Consider the following 19,665-nt stretch of genomic DNA (forward strand, 5'->3'; position numbering starts at 1 on the left):
CACACGCATTTTTGTGCTTAGATAGTGTTATTTGCCGTTAATTAACGTGATAAGCAAACAAGTATAATCTCAAGGCTTACTCGCTAACACCGCTATGCGCTTGATATTTAGCGCTAACTTTTTATACTCCCTGACCACGTTTATATTAAAGAAAACCATTTATGACCGATTTCCTTAAAAAGTTAACGCATTTCCGCAAGTTGAAAGCCGAAGCCAAAGCGTTAACCTTGCCAGAACTCCACGCCGTTCAAAAACAGTTAACCGCAATCATGGACGCCAGAGAACAAGAACAAGCAGAAGCGGAAATTCACAATGCCGAACGAAACGCCCGCCTCAATGCCATTAAAAAGCAAATGGCTGAATTAGGATTAACTCCAGCAGATCTAGGCACCGTTTCAGTCGCAATAACCAAGAAGCCACGCCAGCCTAGACCGCCGAAATATCAGATAGAAGTGAACGGCGAAATGATCACCTGGACAGGCCAAGGCCGCACTCCCAAGGTGTTTCAAAAAGAATTAAATGAAGGCTTCGAGCTACAGGATTTTCTTATCATAGCGTAACGCTATCTCGGCCTTGAGCCGCAGCAGAAGATACGCCGTGAATCAGACTTACCTAGTCTGGTTCACGCACTGAATACGATCATTTTTCACAGTTTCTGGATAACTAATTTTTGTTATCACTTGTTGAGTGAATCGAAAACTGACGAACGAGTTGTCCGACAAAATCTCATCTGTGTGCCTAATGTTTGGCTCTATCGTAAAGCGACTAACAATGCATGGATATACAGTCGTATTTAAATGTCGATGCTTTTGAGTGTTTTTAACTCTTTAGCTTGCGCGTTTTTACTGGCCTAATGAGGGAGAAACGCATGCTAACCGATAAACTTTATGAAAATCAGAAGGTTGTATGGAATTAAAAGAAGCATTCTTAACAATATTAGCTGCGGCTGGTAGTTCTGCTGCGATAGGCTTTCTTGCTATGTTGTTTGCTAACTCATTAGCGTCAGCTGCAATAAAAAGGTATGAACTAGTAAATGCCCAAGCGTTGGAAGATCAGCGGTTAAGTCATCAAAAAGAGCTAGAAGATGTTAAATCACAGTTAGCTAAAATCCAAAAAGAGCACGAAGTTGTGTTCAGTAACCTTTATGTGAAGCGAGAGACAGTAGTAATTAACCTCTACAAACTTATGAGTGAACTTGCGCTTTTAGCGGATCACAAGCTCCGAGATTCCAGTATCGAAATTGACGACAAATGTAAGGCATTAATTGATTACTTTGAATTAAATCGTTTGTACTTCCCTTGCGATGTGGCGCTTGATATTAACAATGTAATAAACACGGTATTCTTCCTAAGTAACGATCCAGGTAAAACTGAATACGAGCAGTTAGTTTTCAAGTTAAAAATACAGGTATATGACGAAATGGAGTCTACGTTCAGGGAGTTTCTCAAAATTGAAGATTATCGATAGTCTGTTTCATAACAAACGCTTCAAGAGGTACGGCCAACGCGCGGCATTTTTACTATGCTTTGGTTTGTGTGATTACGGTATTATGCTGTAAGTAGCGTTGGCTGCTCCTTAAGCGGGCGTTATGCATTTTTCTTGAGAGTGGAGAGCTCGTTTGAGAGTTAGAAAACAAAACCGTCACGACTTTAAGCGTATGAATGATGGTTACCCTTTATACGCGAGGTTACTTGCCAAAGATATTTATAAGATCCCTGAACTACCTGACTTTAGCGCTGATGATGGGCTATTTATAATGTCTGATTTTGGTGGTGAGCATAAAGGTTCCGATTTCTCTACTTACGCATTCCTTATTCTTTCTGCTGATAAACGCTTTGTATTTGAAAGATATATAAAAGAACTTCGGGGGAAACACTCTTTGAATGAGCCATTCAAAGAGCTCAACTATAAAGACTTGAGATATGGTCCAATCAAAAGGGCATTATCTGAATATCTCGACTTAGTAGATAAGTACATACATGGAGCGCTGGTAACGGTTTCAATTGATCGGAGTATTGAAACTGTTTTTGGATTAGATGCAAAAGCATCTCATAAGCAACTAGTGGAACAACTGTCTAATCATGGCTTTTCTGGTTGGAAAGGAAAGGATGCAGAGAAGCTTTTAAGGGTATTGCATCCACTATGTATGTTTTTAAGCTTGCTTGGTCATCAAGGACAAAAAACCTTGTGGCTTTGCGACAATGACGCCATTAATGAAGATGGTAATGAACGCTCTTTTGAAGATACTCAAAAGATATACGGCAATATCTTAAAAATGTACTGCGATTATGAATTTGAGATTCTTGGTTTTGCTAAACCTTTTAAGGATGATCCCTTAACAAGTGACTTGTTAAGTGTTACAGACTTCGCCGCAGGCACGATACAAGATATTTTGCAGTCACATGTAAAAAAGAAAGATTACAAGGGTAACGATTCCAAGATTAAGTTGGTCAAGTGGATGGCTAAAGAGAGTAGGTTCCTAACAAAAATAAACCTTTTTATAACTAAGCAAGATGACGGTAACTGGGGATGTGGGATAGTGCAGTTGGGTGAAAAAATATAACAAACGGCTCAAGAGTATTGCGCGACAATTACCCTGACCGGTTCAGCGACAATTAGAATGGCCGGTTGATCTGATACATTCTGGACAAAGATTCTAAGGGAGTTCTTTGTGCCAGGTCATCGAATTACAGATCAACAAATAAGGCTATTTATGTCTAAACGAAAAGATCACCTTCAAGTTACTGCAGCGAGCAAAGCTGGCATTTCGGAACGCTCTGCAAGACGGATTGAATCCGGCAAGCGACAATTAGGCCCATCAAAACCTCGAAACTACCGTACTCGTACCGACCCCCTAGAACTTGTATGGGACCCCGTCGTTTTACCACTCCTACAACTTTCTGACACTATTACTCCTGTTGGCGTGTTTGATTATCTTTGCGAAGAATATTCAGATGTTTTCGCTGTAACGCTAAGGCGAACCCTTGAGCGACGTATTCAAAAATGGCGACAGATAAATGGCCAAGATAAAGAGGTTATTTTTCGCCAAGTTAAAGAATTCGGTCAGTTGGGGATCATGGATTTCACTTGGGCGGATTTCATTGTCACGATTAGAGGAACAACTCTTAAGCATCGATTTTTTAACTATCGATTACCTGCAAGTGGTTGGAGTTACGTTCAAGTCGTATACGGCGGAGAAAGCTTCGTAGCTGTTGCTACAGGCTTACAAAATGCCTTTGAACAATCAAATGGTGTTCCACAGGAAGTCAGAACGGATAGCTTGAGCGCTGCTTATAAAAACCATTCCAACGAAACATTATTTACTGAACGATTTTCAGAATTATCGATTCATTATGGTTTCAAACCTTCTAAAAATAACACCGGCATTGCCCATGAAAATGGTGCCATTGAAAGCGCCAACAATCATCTAAAAAACCAAATCCGACAAGCTTTGGCTATTCGTGGTTCAAGTGACTTTGATAGCATTGACGAGTATGAAACATTTATTGATGACGTCGTCCAAAGACGTAATCGCCGTATTATGGCACTTCTCATCGATGAGCAACGACAATTACAACCCTTACCTAAATTTGAAAGTGTTAATTACGAAATTTACCCAGTAAAAGTATCGAGCACCAGTACGTTTCAGTTAAAACGAGTGACTTATTCAGTACCATCCAGACTCGTCGGTGCAACATTGCGCGTGCATCTTTTCGATAAAAAATTAGATATCTATTGCCATGGAGTGCACACCGCCACGCTCACTCGCGTACATACGTCAGCAAATAATCGCGGTCATCAAATTAATTATCGTCACTTAATCGGTGCACTGATGAAAAAACCTCGAGCATTCAGGGGGTGCCAATGGCGAGACCAACTGCTTCCAAATGAAGACTATCGCCAAATATGGAAGAATGTCGATGCTCTACTAAGTGCTGATGAAGCAAGTCTTTATATGGTTAGGTTACTCAATATCGCCAGTAAATCAGATCGTGAAGAAGCGGTAGGAAGATTCGTTCTCGAAGGGATAAACCTAGGGCAACGGCCAAACATAATTGACTGTGAAGAACGTTTTTTAAAAGACGAAGAGTGGGAATTTAACCCTAAAGTACAACAACATAGCTTAGCGTCTTATCAGCAAATTCTTGACGAGGTGAATGAATATGTCAGTTGAAACGTTGCCTATTATTCTCAAAGAGCTTCGGCTAGTGAGCTTACTTCCACATTGGCAACCGTTGGCTGAGAAAGCACGAGAGCAGCATTGGCCGGTGGAGCGTTACTTAGCTGAATTATGCCAATTAGAACTCAGTTGCAGAGAACAAAAGCGATTGCAGCGAGGCTTAAAAGAAGCAACGTTACCAATAGGTAAATATCTTGATACCTATGATTTTAGCGAAGTTGAAGGCTTATCCAAGAAGCAAGTCTGGCATTTAGCCGATAATGCTGAGTGGTTGAAAACAGGAGATAATATCTTGCTGTTCGGTGCCAGTGGTTTAGGTAAAACACATATTGCCGCTGGACTTGGTTATCGTCTTGTAGAGCAAGGGCATAGAGTTAAATTTATGAGTGCGAGCCTACTTGTGCAGCACCTGCAAAAAGCGAAAGAAGAGCTGAGATTGCCAGAAGCCCTAGTCAAATTGGACAGATTTGCAGTGTTAATCTTAGACGATCTAGGCTACGTGCAAAAAAGTACAGAAGAAACTAGCGTCTTGTTCGAGCTTATCGCGCATCGTTATGAAAGATATAGCCTAATAATAACCTCAAACCAATCATTCGAAGATTGGGATAAGTTATTCAGTGACACCGTGATGACCGTAGCTGCAATCGATAGGCTGATCCACCACGCGAAAATTTTGCAATGCAAAGGAGAAAGCTACAGGCGAAAAGAAGCCCAAAACAAACTAAATTAAACCGAGTCTCAACCGGCCAAGTTAATTGTCGCTGGATCGGCCAAGCTAATTGACGCGCTATACAAGAGGGATTGCCAACGTATGGCGACTTTACTGTAAACCTGAAGTTCAGTGTTTACAGTGTGTTTTTGAGTTCGGCGGTGTGTTGTCAACCCCTTAGGTGGGCGTCAAAATGAGCCAGTGAATCACTCTACACCAGAGTGATTCACGCCAGGCACAACAGCGCCCGATTTCACCCCGCTTTTACCTTCCAGCGGGGCTTTTTTTGCCTTACGATGAATCAAATCTCTAGAGAACTGATTCACGCCTCATTTAAAGACGCTTTTCTACTGTTGAATCTAAAGCTAGCGGTTCAGGATCAACACATCATATTCTTGCTCTTGATCATCTATTTGGGTTCTATGCTGAAACCCTAGAAATTCCATCAAGGCTTATAATCCAACACTTTTTTGTACAGCCCTTTTGATAAATTCATTCGTGCTAGTCGATGCCTGAAATGCAGCGATAGACGCAGCTAAATGTAAGTCATGTCCTAACCTAACATTAAGCGATCCCTTACAAGGCTTCTCTGGCTGAATGTCTTGTTGTGCGCAATCAACAAGATAAGCGTTAATTGCCTCTTGAAATGCTTGCTCTAACCCTTTGGCTGTTTCGGCCTCATAGTTGATCAACGGTGAAATGAATAATACTTGCCCAAACAGAATATTATCGCCAGGGCTGATTTCTACAGAGCCGTGATATCCCTTATATGTCATTGAATTTTGCATCATAGTTTCCCCCATTCGGTTAATTTGTCTCTGACTTGGCGTAATGCGTAAGCCTTTAATTCATTTCTAGGGTGCGGTTTATGCAGGTTAATTAACTCTTTCGGAATGCCATTATCAAACTTAACCCTTGAACCATCGCCTTCTACTTGTTGATAACCTAGCATTTTTAACGCACCAGCTAATTCATGCCACGTTAGTGTTTTGGACGACTTGAGTTTTGCTAATAATTTATCCGTTTTCGTCATTATACCTCCTGCTATATAGGAGGTGATTATACCAAACCAACAGAACACCACGCAACTATATATAGTCGCATTGTATGTATTCTGCCATACCGAATAGTTTCAGCAGTTTTATTATTTTGAGCCGTTGATGGCTATTTTCGGGCGAACTATCAAAGTGGTGAAATTGACCAATTATTGAGAATTGTTTTTTTGTGTTTTTGGCAGAGGTTTAGTGGTGATTTTGAGGCGTTCGGCACTGATATTGAATGAGTGGCAAAGTCGTTATGCGCACAATATTCATAATGGTAAATCGATCATCAAAAGCGAAAATTTCGCCTTGTCTTGTAAAGACAAAAATAAAAGAACTTATTGAGCGCAGAGCGCAAACCATTAGGCAGCACAAACGCTAACCAGACTGATTGTGGTAAAGCTGGGGGCAGCTCTTTTCTGTCCCTAGCTTTTCCACATGAGGGCAATCACAAGACTTGAATTTGAAATTGTAACTTAATCATTTTTCTTAATCGCTGAAACAGTAAACGTCACTTGCTGAGGTTTGTCTTTGAGTGAACGTAAAAACACTGGGGCTGATACAGCGTCATTGTAATTTTTATCTACCAACTCACATTCATCTAGGTGCCGAATGAGAGCTGCTATCACATCGTGATATTTTTCAGGCACTCGCGTAACAACCGTTTTTTCATATTTAGTTTTGCGACCAGCACCAGTACGAGCGCCGCCATGTTTATTTTTAACCTCAGTCATATCCACCCCTTGATTAAGTTACAAATTCAAGTTAAACATGAAAAAGTTACAAAATCAACTATCTAAGGTGTTCATTCTTTCAAATTGGGCAAAGATGCCTTGCCAGTATTGTTGTTTGTTAATCAAAGATAAAGTCATAAGTACCTCTTAAAGTTTGAGGTAGCTTGGCAAAAGCGCAATGCTATTGGAATGTGGGGTTAATTAGGCGCTTACTAATAGGCTACACAATAAATTCTTAGCGCATAAAAAACCCGTCACGAAGACGGGAAAAATTTTACTTTTTGTTGGTGTCATCTTTACGTGTATTACCAATATTGATATCGCCGACAGTGATTTTCACACCACCTGCTGCAACAATAATGGATATAACAAGAATGACCAATTCAAAAATAGACATTGGTATTTTGCTCCAAACAAGGAGCCGTGGTTCCATTTGCTTCTGGTCAACACATGAAACAAGACGCATCAAATTAGGAGATCTGACACATCAACACGACTAAGGTTCATGGACTTGTTCTAAGACCAGATGCTGGGTACCACCCCAGAGAACAAGAGCATAAAGGGCAGAACATAGTCCCACCCTAAGCATTTATACTGTACATAAATGATTAGGGTGCCTTTATCGTGTCTAGCAGATAAACCTAGCAGACGTGATTAATTATATGATTTTTTGGTTCAATAAAGTATAACTTTTTAAAATTTGGACACAAAAAAACCGCCATAGGCGGTTTTTTTGTAGCCCTTTAAGGCTAGTAGCTTCTAGAAATTTCGCTGGTACAAAATTTCTCACATGCTGATGTGTCAGATCTCCTGCGGTAACTATATGACAACCTCGTCAATATAGCAATACTGCGTTTTTGTGTTTCAATTGCCTTGTTTTGTGCAATGATTCCATTAATTTGTTCCGTTATTCTATTAGAGTTTGCTCCATTACAACTATCAAGACGTAAAGTATTAACTGTCTACCCCTCATTCTTACCAACAAGAATGCAACAAAAGCCAACCGATGACTTCGTTCGATTAGTACAATATCAGCGGAAATTTTTCATTCTTACATGCTTAATGCATCAATGTAAGCTGTTTAATCACGCGTTCTTGCATCCACATTGGTTTGGTTGCCAACCACTTAATGAGTAAACCAGAGGGCAACAGTGGTATGTCAATTAGACGAACTTTACCGATATCGTTATACTGTATTTGTAACATGAATTTAGATTCCTCATTTCTTAATTCTTGGCACAGGCCAGTAATGATCTGAACCATCATTACTGGCCAATATAAGATCGTATGAAAACAGACAAATTAGATATATAAAACGATGGCTAGCCACCAAAAATATAGCTAGCTATATATCCAAAAACTAGCTAGCTATCACTTTGTGATTTCGTCTAACATGTTCGAAAGCCGCACGGAACCGAGACTTTCAATCAGTTTAGCAATAGCAATATCAAATGTTTCCTGATCACTCCTAGAGCCCACTGCCACACCTAATTCGCTTAAAAGTTCATCCATTCCAACACGAATTTTGATGTTTTTTTGAATGACATATGGCGATCGTTTACGTTTTTCGCGGCGCGTGAAGCCCAATGTGGCACTTTGAGCTTCAACTTCCTTCAATTGCCTATCTGTCAAAGGTTCAGCTTTATTACTTGTTGCGGCTAACACTTTTAAAAGCGAAATATCTTCATCACTTTCATCAATGACGATCTTAGTACGTGTGTTATCCATTATTTATTAGCCTCCAACAGCATACGTTTTACATCATTGGCATAAGCTTTAGCATTTATGGCTGCTTTATCTGTTCCAGAGACTACCGCAGGGTTTAAACTGTTTACCGTCCCACCATAGCTACGAACAGCTCTAAATGCTTCGCGATCGATCAAGCTTGAACTAAGAATATGAACACCACTATCAATAAAATCCTGTTTAATCAATTTCAATAATCGAGTTTGTATCGCTGCACTTGTGCGAGTGAGTAAAACACAGCAGGGAATTTTCCGACCCAGCAAGCGACCTTGCTTGCGGATTAATCCGATAGTTCTTGCCGCTTCGGTAGCATCATCTTCAGATCCCTGACATGGAACAATAACCAAATCAGCACGACTAATTGCCTGCGTCACAGCAAAGTTAGCTGAACCTTCAAGATCTACTAAAACAAATTGAGTTAGAGAGGTCGCAGTTTCAATATCATCCAGAACGGTATCTTCGGTTGATTTTTCTATCAGAACCAGATTTGATGGACAGCCATCTTTCTTAGCCCAACCAGCGCTATGTTGATTAGGGTCGGTATCAATCAGAGTAATTTGTATTCCACTATCATATGCTTGACGACACAGCTCACCGGCTAATGTAACGCAAGCGGTTGTCTTTCCAGCGCCACCCTTACTTTGTGCAAATGCTATAACTGCCATTATTCAGTTCTCCATATAGCAAAAGATAGCTAGCTATCAGTTATAAGCTAGCGACATTCAAATCAAACTACTAGCTAGCTATCTTAAATCATAATAGCTAGCTATACAAACAAAAGATAGCTAGCTATATAGAAACACCCACTCAAAAAGTATACTATTTGATAGCCCTAGTTATTGTCTATCAAAACTACTATCATAAATGAATTATCAAAACATTTAATGAGAAATGATAATTTATGTCCAGAGTTGGTTATGCCAGGGTAAGCTCCAGAGGTCAAAGCTTAGAGGTGCAACTCAGCAAGTTACACCAAGCTGAGTGCAACAAGATATATCAAGAAAAACGCAGTGGTAGGACAACTGAACGGTCGGAATTTCAATCTTGCATGAGTTATTTGCGTGAAGGGGATACCTTGGTGGTAACTCGACTAGATCGCCTTGCTCGCTCAGTTGTTCACTTAGCCCAGATTGCTTCGCGTTTCCAAAGTGAAGGTATTGATTTACTCGTTATCGATCAGAACATTGATACGAGCACTTCGACTGGGAGACTCATGTTCAATATGTTGGCTGCGATTGCAGAGTTTGAAAATGACTTACGAACAGAAAGGCAGGCTGAAGGCATAGCAAAAGCCCATGAAAATGGTGTCAAATTTGGTAGACCTGTAAAACTCACAAACATCTTAAAACAAGCAATTTATGATAAAAGAGCTGAAGGGGCGACCATTGGTCAACTTGCCAAGGAGTATCAGCTCGGCGAAGCATCTATTTATCGCGCCATTAATTCTGTGAAAAAGACGATAACATAGCCTTCCGAAACATGTTGATATCGGTATAACTCTTCGAATACAAACCAAACACAACAAAAGGTCTTACATTGAACTCACGTGATTTTGTTGCCATTGAAGATAATGGCTCATTTAAAGCAACGAAAAATAATAATTACTGGATTGTAGAAAAAGGGGCGATGTTAGTGATAGGCACCTTTGAAGGACGTGAGCTACTTGAGTTCACATCCCGACCGATCCAAACGAAATCAGCCCTGGTTGATTGGATTTTACGAGTCTATTTTTAAGATAAAACATCCCATGACGAAAAAACGCACAACAATAGAAGATGAATGCATTAAGGCTACTCTCGCGCAACAACGGATGTTCACATCAGAACATCACTGTGACGGCTGCCATAGTGAATCACCTAAGCGTTACAGCGTAAGTGGCAAGTGCGTTAGCTGTAAGGGGTTCTGTCGCAAACTGAGATCTTGCTGTTATATTTTAAGGGCGCAGGATCTCTCAGATACAATTATGCAGCTAAAGAATAAAATTGTTCCCATGGTGTCATCTTTTCGTAAGCGTCTGGGCAACTACACCTATCTTTTAAAGTTCCATGGTAACAGGCTGTCGATATCCGGTGCTGGTTGGCACAGTTCATTAAGACAAGCCATGATGTAATCAAATGGTACTAAGCCATTGACCTTTGCCGTTTCGACAATACTGTAAAGCGTGGCACTGGCATGGGCCCCATTAGCTGTCTGACTGAATAACCAATTTTTTCGGCCAATCACAAACGGTTTTACGGCTCGCTCTGCACGATTGTTATCAATACTCAATCTGCCATCATCAACATAACGAATGAGTTTGTGCCATTGATTAGCCAGGTAATTAGCTGCCTCCATCAGTTTGGTATTACCCACTAAATTGGGCTGGTTTTGCTCAAGCCATGCTTTTAGCTTGCCTAGGATAGGCAGGCTAGCCTCTTGTCTGGCAATGTACTTTTCATCAGGACTTTTATCGTTGATGCGTGACTCTACACCGTACAGTTTTTGGATAAGGCTTAATACCATATCCGCTTTGCCGGTTTTATTTTTGCCTTGCAGCTTTTTTGCCTCGATAAATTTACGACGAGCGTGTGCCCAGCATCCCACTAGGGTTGCCTGTGTTTTTTCATAAGCTTGATATCCATCTACGTGCAAATAGCCTTGATATCCATCAAGATAATTGACCACGCAGGCGGCAGCCCGACTGTTATGGAAGTCGTAAAGCACAATATTAGGGATAGGATTATTCGGGGCTGGTGAATCTCGACCTGAGCAATAGACCCACATGTAGCTGTTTACTTTATCGGATTTCACCACTTTTAATGGCGTTTCATCCGCAAACAACGTGGGCTGTTTTAACAACTCTGTTTTAAGCCGTTCAACTAATGGTGCGAAGAGGGTGGCTGATTTGTCTATCCAGCTGCTCATTGTCTGGCGACTGAGCTCAATGCCATATTGCTTAAACATCGCTTCCTGGCGATAAAGCGGTAACCCGTATTGATATTTACTGGTGATAAGCTGACTGAGTAAACTGCTTGTAGCAATGCCTTTATTGATTGGCATCGCTGGCATTGAGGCTTGTTTAATCGGCGTTTGAGTCGAGGATTTATCACAGTGGCGGCAAGCGTATTTAGGCCTAATGTGCTCAATCACTTTGATTTTGGCTGGAATAAACTCAAGCTTTTCTGATTTATCCTCGCCCATTTTATGTAACTCACCGCCACAGCAATCACAGGTCTTATCGGTGATATCATGGATAACTTGCTCGCGAGGTAAGTCTTTTGGCAGTGGCTTACGCACAGGCTTTTTGCGGGTATAGCTAATGGTTTGTTGCTCGGCCTCAATGGCTTCAACAATCTCTTCCACTTCATTGAATAACTCGCCTTGCCCAACAAAGCCTTCAGCACTTTTGCCGAATTGTTTTTGTTGAGCCAAGCGCCAGCGCTCTTCCAAGGCTGCGATGAGTGCATCCTTCTGCGCTAACAGTTTTTCAAGTTCAGCAATGCGCTGTGTAAGGGCGAGTTCATTTTTCATGACGCCTATGTTAAGGCATATCGAAAGGCTTTGTAGTGCTAATTGACCTTGTTTTGATGATCATCAATTGATCGCAAATATTAAAGTAGTTGCTTACCCGTCACATCAATTTTACTGTGGCCAATGACATCATAACCCCCTAATAACCAGTGTAATTGCTGCTCGGTTAATGTCATTGTGGGTGACATGAGTTTGGGCCATTTGAACTTATGCTTATCTAATCGCTTATACCACAGCGCAAAGCCAGTGTTATCCCAATAAAGTAATTTGAGTTTGTCACGGCCTTTATTACAAAATACAAATAGCGCACCACTGAGCACCGGTAGTTCAAGCTCGGCTTCGACTAAGGCGGCTAATCCATTAATCGATTTACGAAAATCGACAGCATCGGCACATAAATAGACGGAAGGCACATCAACAAACATCCTCATGCCATTAGCCCCTTAATGATGGTAAGGATATCCGTTGTTGCTAAATCCGCTGAAAGAGTGAGTTGGCCAGTTCGGGTATCAAACAGCACTGGGTGTTGATGAGTTTGCGTGCAGACTTCAGTGGTGGTTTGTTTTAGTTGTATAAAGCGTGATTGAGTAACGTGAGATGTTTGCTCTGACACGCTTGGCTGGTACTGTTGCTTACCCAGTAAAGCGCGCTGTTTATAATAGGTGGTAATCGAGACATTATGTTGCTGGCAAAATTCGATATTAGTGCCACTAAAAGTATTGCGTTGTAAAAGTAACTGTCGCCACTGCTGACTTGTTTTGTGAGTTGTCATCACCTGCTCCAAATTTATCAATGAGCAGATATTTTCAAATAATCAGATTAACGATGCGAGGTGTGGTTCGCTGGACGGTTACATCTTTTCGGTGGTGTTCATTTGCCCTTGCTTTATCATGGACCAAAGTTCTACGCCAGCAAGCGTTGATTTGGCACCTTCCCAAGACTTCCAACCCAAACATTGATGCATTTTACCCTTCACTTTCCGATGGCTTTGCTCAACAATATTATTCAGATATTTTATGGCTAAAACCTCAATCATAAACAACATGCAACCAGACAGCCAAAGACGAATATTAATGGACTCTAATGCCGCAGCATTCGCCCCACTTTGATCAATGACGACCTTTTCAGGTAAGCCATGTTGGTTGATAGCTTTATTGAAAAATGCCCGAGCTGCAGGTTCATCATGGGTCTCACTCAAATAAAAATCAATAATAGCGCTGTATTTATCCACGGCGCGATAATAGTAAACCCAGCGCCCAGCGACCTTTAATCTTTATGTAGGTTTCGTCCATTCTCCACGACCCTGATACTCGACGCTTTCTCTTCCTGAATATGGCTTCGAGTTGCGGCGCATATTTGATAACCCAACGGTCGGTTCAGTGTTGAGTGGTCAAAATGGATATTACGTTCAGCGAACATCTCCTCAATTTCCCGGTAACTCAGTTTATAGGCCAGGTAATATCGTAGGGCTTGCATGATGATATCTGTTGGAAAATGACGTCCAGAAAAGTTAAGTGACATTGATGATGTTAGTTAAGAGAGTATCGCTCATGATAAACCTGTTCCTCAGTTTGCGACAGAACCGGACAATCTGGATTGCTGCACTGGTAATGACGACCACCTATCAGGCTCGTCCCACAGGTCAGCATTTTTGCTAAGTTTTCTAACTCCACTGGTCTAAATGGATAACCTTCATCCAGTAGCGTTGATAATAGTTTGTCTTTGGTAAACAGATGTTTTATCGCCCGAAAGAGCATCAAGATTAGCTCGGCAAAAACTCGGTTAGGTGCAGAATAACTTCATGCCATACCGAAAACTAGCCCCGCCGAAGGCGGTTTTGTTCTAAACGGAAAATATCCTTGCGATATTATCAGCAGTTGATAAGATGCGCGGCTTATGTTGTATAAGTGTGCTGTCTTTTTATTGGCCAAGCGCTGCTTTATCTACTTGCTGGGAAGTTAGTGAGCAAACGATTTGAGTAAGCTATGAGGGTAAAGCAATGAAAAACGCAAAACAATCGCGCTGCGTGATTGGGATTAAAGGCCAAACGCCGGACCCTGGTTACCCCATTGATATCTGGTTCGACTCGCTGAAATCGGTGGCCAATGTGCTGTCGAAAGAAAATCAGCAATTGTTAAACATAATCGCCGAGCAACAGCCGCAATCGGTAACCGAGCTGGCAGCGCTTACCGGTAGAGCGGTCAGTAATGTGTCGAGAACATTGAAAACATTGGGCAAGTACAACTTGGTTGAAATGCAAAGTACAAAAACCATGCTTCGCCCTACAGTCATTCATAAAGAATTTTTAGTAGTAGTTAATAATGATAAATAGCAGTGCATCAATAAAACCTAGAACTATCTCCTTATTCTCAGGTTGTGGAGGCTTAGATCTTGGCTTTCATCAAGCGGGATTTGATATTGTTTTTTCAAATGACATTGAGAAAACTGTTGAGGCAACCTATCGGCATAATTTAGGTGAGATATTAATAAAAGACATTACGGAAGTCGATATAGATTCTGAAATCCCTAATGATATCGATGTAATACTTGCAGGTATACCTTGCCAGCCGTTTTCTAGTGCAGGAAATCGAAAAAGCATGGATGATCATCGTGGTGGTCTTTTTGAAAGTGTTATGAATATTGTAGATAAAAAAAAGCCGAAGGTTGTGCTTTTTGAAAACGTTAGAGGCTTTATTTCATCAAAAGATGACAAAGGCATGCCAATGCCACAACGTATTGAAAATGAATTATTTGAGCATGGCTATCGTACATATTGGAAATTGCTAAAAGCGTCTGATTTTGAAGTCCCTCAAAATCGTCACAGGGTGATAATAATAGGAGTTAGAAATGATGTTAAAGGTGATTTTGTTTTCCCTTCTCCTATAATCTCACCAGATTTAACAGTCAGTACAGTTATCAACAATAGTATATTGGATGATGAAAAGTTTCAGATTTGGCCATTGTCACCACAGGCACAGCTTCTATCATCGTACATCCCTGCTGGAGGTTCATGGAAAAATATTCCTGATGATGTTTTACCAGAACGCTTGAAACGTATTCGGAAAGAAATAAAAAGGTATCGATCTCCTAATTTTTATCGAAAGTTCAATCTAGATGAAATAATGGGGACTATTACAGCGGCTGCTACACCTGAAAACTCTGGAATATTACACCCGCTTGAAAACAGAAGATATTCTGTTAGAGAGATCGCTAGGTTTCAATCATTTCCTGATGACTTTAAATTCATTGGTGATAGTATTCCAAGCAAATACAAGATGATAGGGAATGCTGTTCCACCGAAGCTAGCTTATCACATAGCTAAGAGTGTTTTAGAGCAAGCATTTTAATTGCGAAAGGATCTTTTTATGGACTTATATTTATCACGAGACTTGCTTCTTTTAGCTGTTAATGGTTTTAAGTTGTTGGCAAATGGCGAAGAAGTTAAACAAGGAGTTACTCAAGATGTTAGTGCTATTCGACATTGTTTAGCATTATCTCGCCTGCTTAATAAAGAATCGGTAACTTTAGTAAAACTTAAGCACAAAACAGATCCTTACTTGGATGACTTTATTGCCTATGTTGGTGATGTTGTTAAGTTAGATCAAGATGGAAGCTACACAACTAACTTCATTAATGACATAAAGCAGAAATCTGACTTTGGTGTTGGCAGTAATTTATTAAGTGCTGGCGTGGCTACTCATTCAACTCAAAGTGTTCAAAAATATCCTAAAAAAGCCAATAAGGGTTTAATCGTAATTGACGATTATAAATTCTCATTGGCCAATGATTATTTGAATAAATTAAAAGAAAAGTATGACTTTTCTCGAGTCGGTTTTTCATTTTTAATTTGGTTGAATAGATTTAATAAATTTAGTGAAAATGACCGTGAGCCAAGAGCCCTCTTTAATAAGCTTATTGAGTATGTGAAGCAAGAATACTCTTCAGGTCTGGCTGATTTAATAGCCTACTCCGATAGCAATGATTTTGTGGAATATTCAAAAGACTTGAGCTCTTTATTATCTGAAAGCGAAGTTGAGTTAACATCGCTCTTTGAAGTAAAAAAACAAGATCATGAAACTATACTGAGAAGCTCTAATTCAAGCTCTGTTGTTGTTCTGTCCAAACCTTTCCTCCTTCTCGCTGGCATCTCAGGTACAGGTAAAACGCGTTTTGTGCGCGAGCAGGCTAAAACCTCGGGGCAGTTTGCTGAAACCTATTGTTTAACCTCGGTGCGTCCAGACTGGCATGAGCCGAGTGATTTGCTGGGTTATATTTCTCGCCTAGCAAAAGACGGAAATGCCGAATACATCACTACCGATGTATTGCAATTTATCGCTAAAGCTTGGCGTGCGATTGCTGATAGTGGCTTAACCATCGAAGTTCAAGAAAGCGAAGACCAAGGCGAGCGTTTAGTAGTGGCAGGCGAACGCGATGAGTTAGATAAGGTATTGCCTTACTGGCTGTGTTTAGATGAAATGAACCTTGCCCCTGTTGAGCAGTATTTTGCCGATTACTTGTCGGTGCTAGAAACCCGCGAATGGTGTTGGACAGGTGACAGCTTTACCTACAGCAGTGATGCCCTATTAAAGCCTGCCACCATTAAAGAAATAGCTGATAAAGAAAGGCTACGTGAAGCGCTAGGCTTTGATAATTGTGAAAATAAAAATTATGACGAGCTGTGGCAGTTAATTTGCGAATACGGTTTAGGCATTCCGTTCAGCTTAATCGTTGCAGGCACGGTTAATATGGATGAAACCACTCACGGCTTTTCGCGCAAGGTGATTGACCGAGCGCTGAGCTTTGATTTTGGTGCGTTTTTCCCGAACGACTATAACGATTTTTTCACCCCAACCAGTTGCAATAAGCGCCTTAGTTACCCCGTTTGGTCACACGCCAGTAAAGCGGATTTAGCTGATACTTTTGATGCGGATGGCTCTAAAACCCTAGCGTTTTTATCGGCCGTTAATGCAGGGCTAAAAAATACGCCATTTGAATTAGCGTTTCGTGCTTTAAATGAACTTCTTCTCGCTGTGGCCAGCAGCCAGCCACAAGATGACTTGACTCTAAAAGCCGTATGGGACGACTTTATGATGTGTAAGGTTCTGCCGCGAGTCGAGGGTGATACCGATAAACTCACTACATCCGATGGTAAGGCCTTGTTAGTCGAACTGGGCACTGTACTAGCAGTCCAGTTAGCCCCAATTTGGTTAGCGTCTGAAACGGACGAAGCTAATCAACGCCCTGACTTGTATCGCGAAAAAATCGTGGTCGATGACGCTACTGATGAGGAAAAAGTACTTCGCATACCTTGCCGTTCAAAAGCGAAGTTGCAGTGGATGAGCGAGCGATTAGCCAGCGCCACCTTTACTAGTTTCTGGCCTTAATGAGTCGGTGCTGTTTGATGCCTTCTGTAATGAATGCAACCCATAAGCAGAACCCGTACAGTGATGGTGTAAGGAGTGGTAGGGAATGCCTGAGTTAATACGATTACAAGCCCCCGACTTTGAGTTTTCGGTTTGGGCGAATGATATTAGCCAGCGGTTGAGCGTGTACCAGAATACAATGGCGCACAGGGCGAACGTTAATGATATACAACCTAGTTACGAATTGCGCTTTGCACCTGCGGCTGAACTGATCAATGCTATTGAACCGCAAGGTCTGGTTGCAGATGGTTTAGTACAAAGTGGGTTAGATGAAAGTGGTCTTGTTACCAATGGTTTAGCGAAACACACAGAACTGACATTAAACTCGCCTTTGTTTTTTGAGAATACTCAGTACCAATTCGAGTGGGTCTTTTTTAGTGAAGTGTCTAATGCGCGGTTAACCCACCGCAGCCAAAGTGTGAATAAGGCATTTCGTTTTGTCCCCGAAGTAAAAACCGCAAGGGGCGTAGTGCCTGCACGTTTAACCGGCACTATCAATACCGGCAATGATGTGGGGTGGTTACGTTTGCCACTTACCTTTGAGCTGAATGGCAAAACACAGACTCAGCATATTGCCTTTGAAGTGCTGCCAACCAAAATGGCACTGCACCAAGACTTGCCCGCCATGTACCACGCCATTGATAAGGTTTACCCCCTTTGGCGCTTTAGTTTGGTAGAAAAAACCGAGCAAGACGCAGCGACTAGCCAGCAACGCGGGCATTTTCCTCTGATGTGGTTGGCTAATTTTACCGCGTTAAGGGAGCGTTTTGAGCAAGGCTTAAAAGTGATTAGTGCCGCACCCCATAGCCGTTTGCAACCGACGGTTGCTAATATCAAAGCGGCCAAATTAAAAGGCCGTTTGCCTCATAAGTTAGCGGAGCAAGTCAAGCAAGGCTTTGCTAGTGGCCAGTACGATAAACGCTACGCGGTCGAAAAAAAGCAACTGAGTGTTGATACCCCTGAAAATCGCTTTATCAAAATGACGGTGAGCAAAAGCAAGCGGCAATTAGCGGAGTTTGAACAAAAGCTTAGGCAAAGTAACCAAGCGCCAGAACGGCAACGGTTGTCAGATTCATTTTTAAATGAGTTACATAGTTGGCAGCAGCCACTACAAAAAGTGTCAGGGCAAAGTTTTTTAAAAGAGGTTGGCGCATACACGGGGTTAAGTCGTGAGTCGTTAGTGCTACAGCAAAAAACGGGTTACAGCGCGGTGTATCGTATTTGGCAAGAGCTGAAATTTTATTTAGATGTGTTTGGCAATCAGTCGAGTATTTCGATGAAGTCAGTGGCCGAGATTTATGAAGTATGGTGCTTTTTGTGTTTGAAACAGATTTTAGAGCAAGATCTCGGTTTTGAATTGGTGGAAAACAGTGCAACGAAGCTCGCTCAAAATGAGTTTTTTGAGTACCAACTAACAGATGGTTTTGCCGGTGCCTTTCGTTTTAAACGCAGCGATGGTGTGACCGCTAGGCTGGCACACGAGCCGAAATTTACCAAAAAGGGCCAATCAATACGCTCGTATTTAGTTAACCAAGAGCCGGATATTGTCTTGGAAGTGACATTGCCTAAAAGCGTAAGTTCAGACTCGGGCTCATCAGAAGAGAAGCAGTTTATTTGGCTGTTTGATGCTAAATACCGCATTAAAACCGATAAAAACCACTTTGATGACAGCAATGAAGATATTGAAAGTACGGATTACGTACCAGACGATGCCATCAACCAAATGCACCGTTATCGGGATGCACTCATTCGTTTATCAGAGCCGCGCTTGTCTGAGTCTCCATCCAGTTTAATCGCAGGTCAATCCGCCAAAAAAAGCCGCCCTGTTTTTGGTGCGTTTGCTTTATACCCAGGCTTTTTTGACCAAGCCACAAAATCCAACCCCTACGCAGCCGCGATAGAAGAAGTGGGTATTGGCGCGTTTGCCCTTTTACCGAGTCAAACTGATCCTACCCAGACTAAGAGCAGTTATTCTGGTCACCAGTGGTTGCTAACGTTCTTGCAAGCGCAAATTGGCACAGCACCGAATGTACAAGCAGGGCAAAACAATGAAGCCATGTATCCCGTTGCTGGCATGGCGGAAAGGCTCTACGTACAAGAAGCAGCACGCATACCGTATTATGGCATGCGCCAAGTGCTGTACCCTGATTTGACGATGACAGTGGCATTAGGTGGGCAACGTGGTCGTGATGATGGCTATTTTGAACAATTTGAGCAAGGTACTGCGCGGTGGTATCACCTGCCGCAAAGCACGTTTTTGCAGAAATTTAAGCAACATATTGCCGAGGAAATTCGCTATTTAGCGTTAGCGTCTACCTCTGAC

General features: G+C 41.6%; 20 protein-coding genes and 1 pseudogene. 11 read left to right on the forward strand and 10 right to left on the reverse strand.

Features of this window, described 5'->3' with window-relative positions:
• Positions 1-161: 161 nt before the first annotated feature.
• The 5 genes from AC1HDP_RS18360 (at position 162) to istB (ending at position 4,910) form a co-directional block, all read left to right on the forward strand.
• Positions 162-560, forward strand: coding sequence for an H-NS histone family protein (locus AC1HDP_RS18360; RefSeq protein ID WP_479640014.1), 399 nt, complete (start codon positions 162-164; stop codon positions 558-560).
• A 346-nt stretch (positions 561-906) separates the two neighbouring features.
• Positions 907-1,467: a hypothetical protein gene (locus tag AC1HDP_RS18365; RefSeq protein ID WP_011787542.1), complete on the forward strand. Its 561-nt coding sequence runs from the start codon at positions 907-909 to the stop codon at positions 1,465-1,467.
• Between the two features lie 151 nt (positions 1,468-1,618).
• Positions 1,619-2,563 (forward strand): hypothetical protein, encoded by a 945-nt coding sequence (locus AC1HDP_RS18370; protein ID WP_479640015.1) that lies wholly within the window; start codon positions 1,619-1,621, stop codon positions 2,561-2,563.
• Positions 2,564-2,671: 108 nt separating this feature from the next.
• On the forward strand, positions 2,672-4,174 hold the full coding sequence (gene istA, locus AC1HDP_RS18375; RefSeq protein ID WP_479640016.1) for an IS21-like element ISSba11 family transposase: 1,503 nt from the start codon (positions 2,672-2,674) through the stop codon (positions 4,172-4,174).
• Entirely contained in the window at positions 4,164-4,910 is a 747-nt protein-coding gene (gene istB / locus AC1HDP_RS18380; protein ID WP_479640017.1) for an IS21-like element ISSba11 family helper ATPase IstB, read from the forward strand. Before istA ends, istB begins: the two co-directional genes overlap by 11 nt.
• A gap of 431 nt (positions 4,911-5,341) precedes the next feature.
• Here istB and AC1HDP_RS18385 read toward each other — a convergent pair whose 3' ends face one another.
• From AC1HDP_RS18385 to AC1HDP_RS18410, 6 genes are all read right to left on the reverse strand, one after another.
• Complete coding sequence (locus tag AC1HDP_RS18385; protein ID WP_479640018.1) at positions 5,342-5,680, reverse strand: type II toxin-antitoxin system HicB family antitoxin; 339 nt, start codon at positions 5,678-5,680, stop codon at positions 5,342-5,344.
• Positions 5,677-5,922: a type II toxin-antitoxin system HicA family toxin gene (locus tag AC1HDP_RS18390; RefSeq protein WP_140934227.1), complete on the reverse strand. Its 246-nt coding sequence runs from the start codon at positions 5,920-5,922 to the stop codon at positions 5,677-5,679. Before AC1HDP_RS18390 ends, AC1HDP_RS18385 begins: the two co-directional genes overlap by 4 nt.
• A 483-nt stretch (positions 5,923-6,405) precedes the next feature.
• The gene (locus tag AC1HDP_RS18395; protein ID WP_140934226.1) at positions 6,406-6,663 is read right to left on the reverse strand and encodes a hypothetical protein; all 258 of its coding nucleotides are present in this window, start codon (positions 6,661-6,663) and stop codon (positions 6,406-6,408) included.
• 274 nt (positions 6,664-6,937) lie between these two features.
• Entirely contained in the window at positions 6,938-7,060 is a 123-nt protein-coding gene (locus AC1HDP_RS18400; protein WP_276613173.1) for a hypothetical protein, read from the reverse strand.
• A gap of 974 nt (positions 7,061-8,034) precedes the next feature.
• A complete protein-coding gene (locus AC1HDP_RS18405; RefSeq protein ID WP_479640019.1) occupies positions 8,035-8,391 on the reverse strand; it encodes a hypothetical protein in 357 nt (118 codons plus the stop codon).
• The gene (locus tag AC1HDP_RS18410; RefSeq protein ID WP_140934224.1) at positions 8,391-9,074 is read right to left on the reverse strand and encodes a ParA family protein; all 684 of its coding nucleotides are present in this window, start codon (positions 9,072-9,074) and stop codon (positions 8,391-8,393) included. The genes AC1HDP_RS18405 and AC1HDP_RS18410 overlap by 1 nt, the downstream gene beginning before the upstream one ends.
• Before the next feature lie 236 nt (positions 9,075-9,310).
• Here AC1HDP_RS18410 and AC1HDP_RS18415 point away from each other — a divergent pair, with 236 nt between their 5' ends.
• Both AC1HDP_RS18415 and AC1HDP_RS18420 read left to right on the forward strand, forming a co-directional pair.
• Positions 9,311-9,877 (forward strand): recombinase family protein, encoded by a 567-nt coding sequence (locus AC1HDP_RS18415; RefSeq protein ID WP_479640020.1) that lies wholly within the window; start codon positions 9,311-9,313, stop codon positions 9,875-9,877.
• A 68-nt stretch (positions 9,878-9,945) separates the two neighbouring features.
• Complete coding sequence (locus AC1HDP_RS18420; RefSeq protein ID WP_479640021.1) at positions 9,946-10,143, forward strand: hypothetical protein; 198 nt, start codon at positions 9,946-9,948, stop codon at positions 10,141-10,143.
• Between the two features lie 294 nt (positions 10,144-10,437).
• On the opposite strand, the gene tnpC is transcribed toward AC1HDP_RS18420, so the two are convergent.
• The 4 genes and pseudogenes from tnpC to AC1HDP_RS18440 form a co-directional block, all read right to left on the reverse strand.
• Complete coding sequence (gene tnpC, locus AC1HDP_RS18425) at positions 10,438-11,919, reverse strand: IS66 family transposase (RefSeq protein WP_140929968.1); 1,482 nt, start codon at positions 11,917-11,919, stop codon at positions 10,438-10,440.
• A gap of 80 nt (positions 11,920-11,999) precedes the next feature.
• Positions 12,000-12,350, reverse strand: coding sequence for an IS66 family insertion sequence element accessory protein TnpB (gene tnpB / locus AC1HDP_RS18430; RefSeq protein WP_140929967.1), 351 nt, complete (start codon positions 12,348-12,350; stop codon positions 12,000-12,002).
• Positions 12,347-12,691: an IS66 family insertion sequence element accessory protein TnpB gene (locus AC1HDP_RS18435; RefSeq protein ID WP_140929966.1), complete on the reverse strand. Its 345-nt coding sequence runs from the start codon at positions 12,689-12,691 to the stop codon at positions 12,347-12,349. Before AC1HDP_RS18435 ends, tnpB begins: the two co-directional genes overlap by 4 nt.
• 78 nt (positions 12,692-12,769) lie before the next feature.
• Positions 12,770-13,440: pseudogene (locus AC1HDP_RS18440) on the reverse strand (IS6 family transposase).
• Between the two features lie 478 nt (positions 13,441-13,918).
• On the opposite strand from AC1HDP_RS18440, the gene AC1HDP_RS18445 reads away from it, so the two are divergent.
• The 4 genes from AC1HDP_RS18445 to AC1HDP_RS18460 form a co-directional block, all read left to right on the forward strand.
• Positions 13,919-14,251 carry an HVO_A0114 family putative DNA-binding protein gene (locus AC1HDP_RS18445; protein ID WP_479640022.1) on the forward strand — a complete coding sequence of 111 codons (333 nt, stop codon included), beginning with the start codon at positions 13,919-13,921 and terminating at the stop codon, positions 14,249-14,251.
• A complete protein-coding gene (locus AC1HDP_RS18450; RefSeq protein WP_479640023.1) occupies positions 14,241-15,266 on the forward strand; it encodes a DNA cytosine methyltransferase in 1,026 nt (341 codons plus the stop codon). Before AC1HDP_RS18445 ends, AC1HDP_RS18450 begins: the two co-directional genes overlap by 11 nt.
• Before the next feature lie 18 nt (positions 15,267-15,284).
• A complete protein-coding gene (locus AC1HDP_RS18455; RefSeq protein WP_479640024.1) occupies positions 15,285-17,303 on the forward strand; it encodes an McrB family protein in 2,019 nt (672 codons plus the stop codon).
• Positions 17,304-17,388: 85 nt separating this feature from the next.
• A partial coding sequence (locus tag AC1HDP_RS18460) for a DUF2357 domain-containing protein (protein WP_479640025.1) occupies positions 17,389-19,665 on the forward strand: 2,277 nt, incomplete at its 3' end.

The sequence above is a fragment of the Shewanella sp. ISS20 genome, from assembly GCF_056522965.1.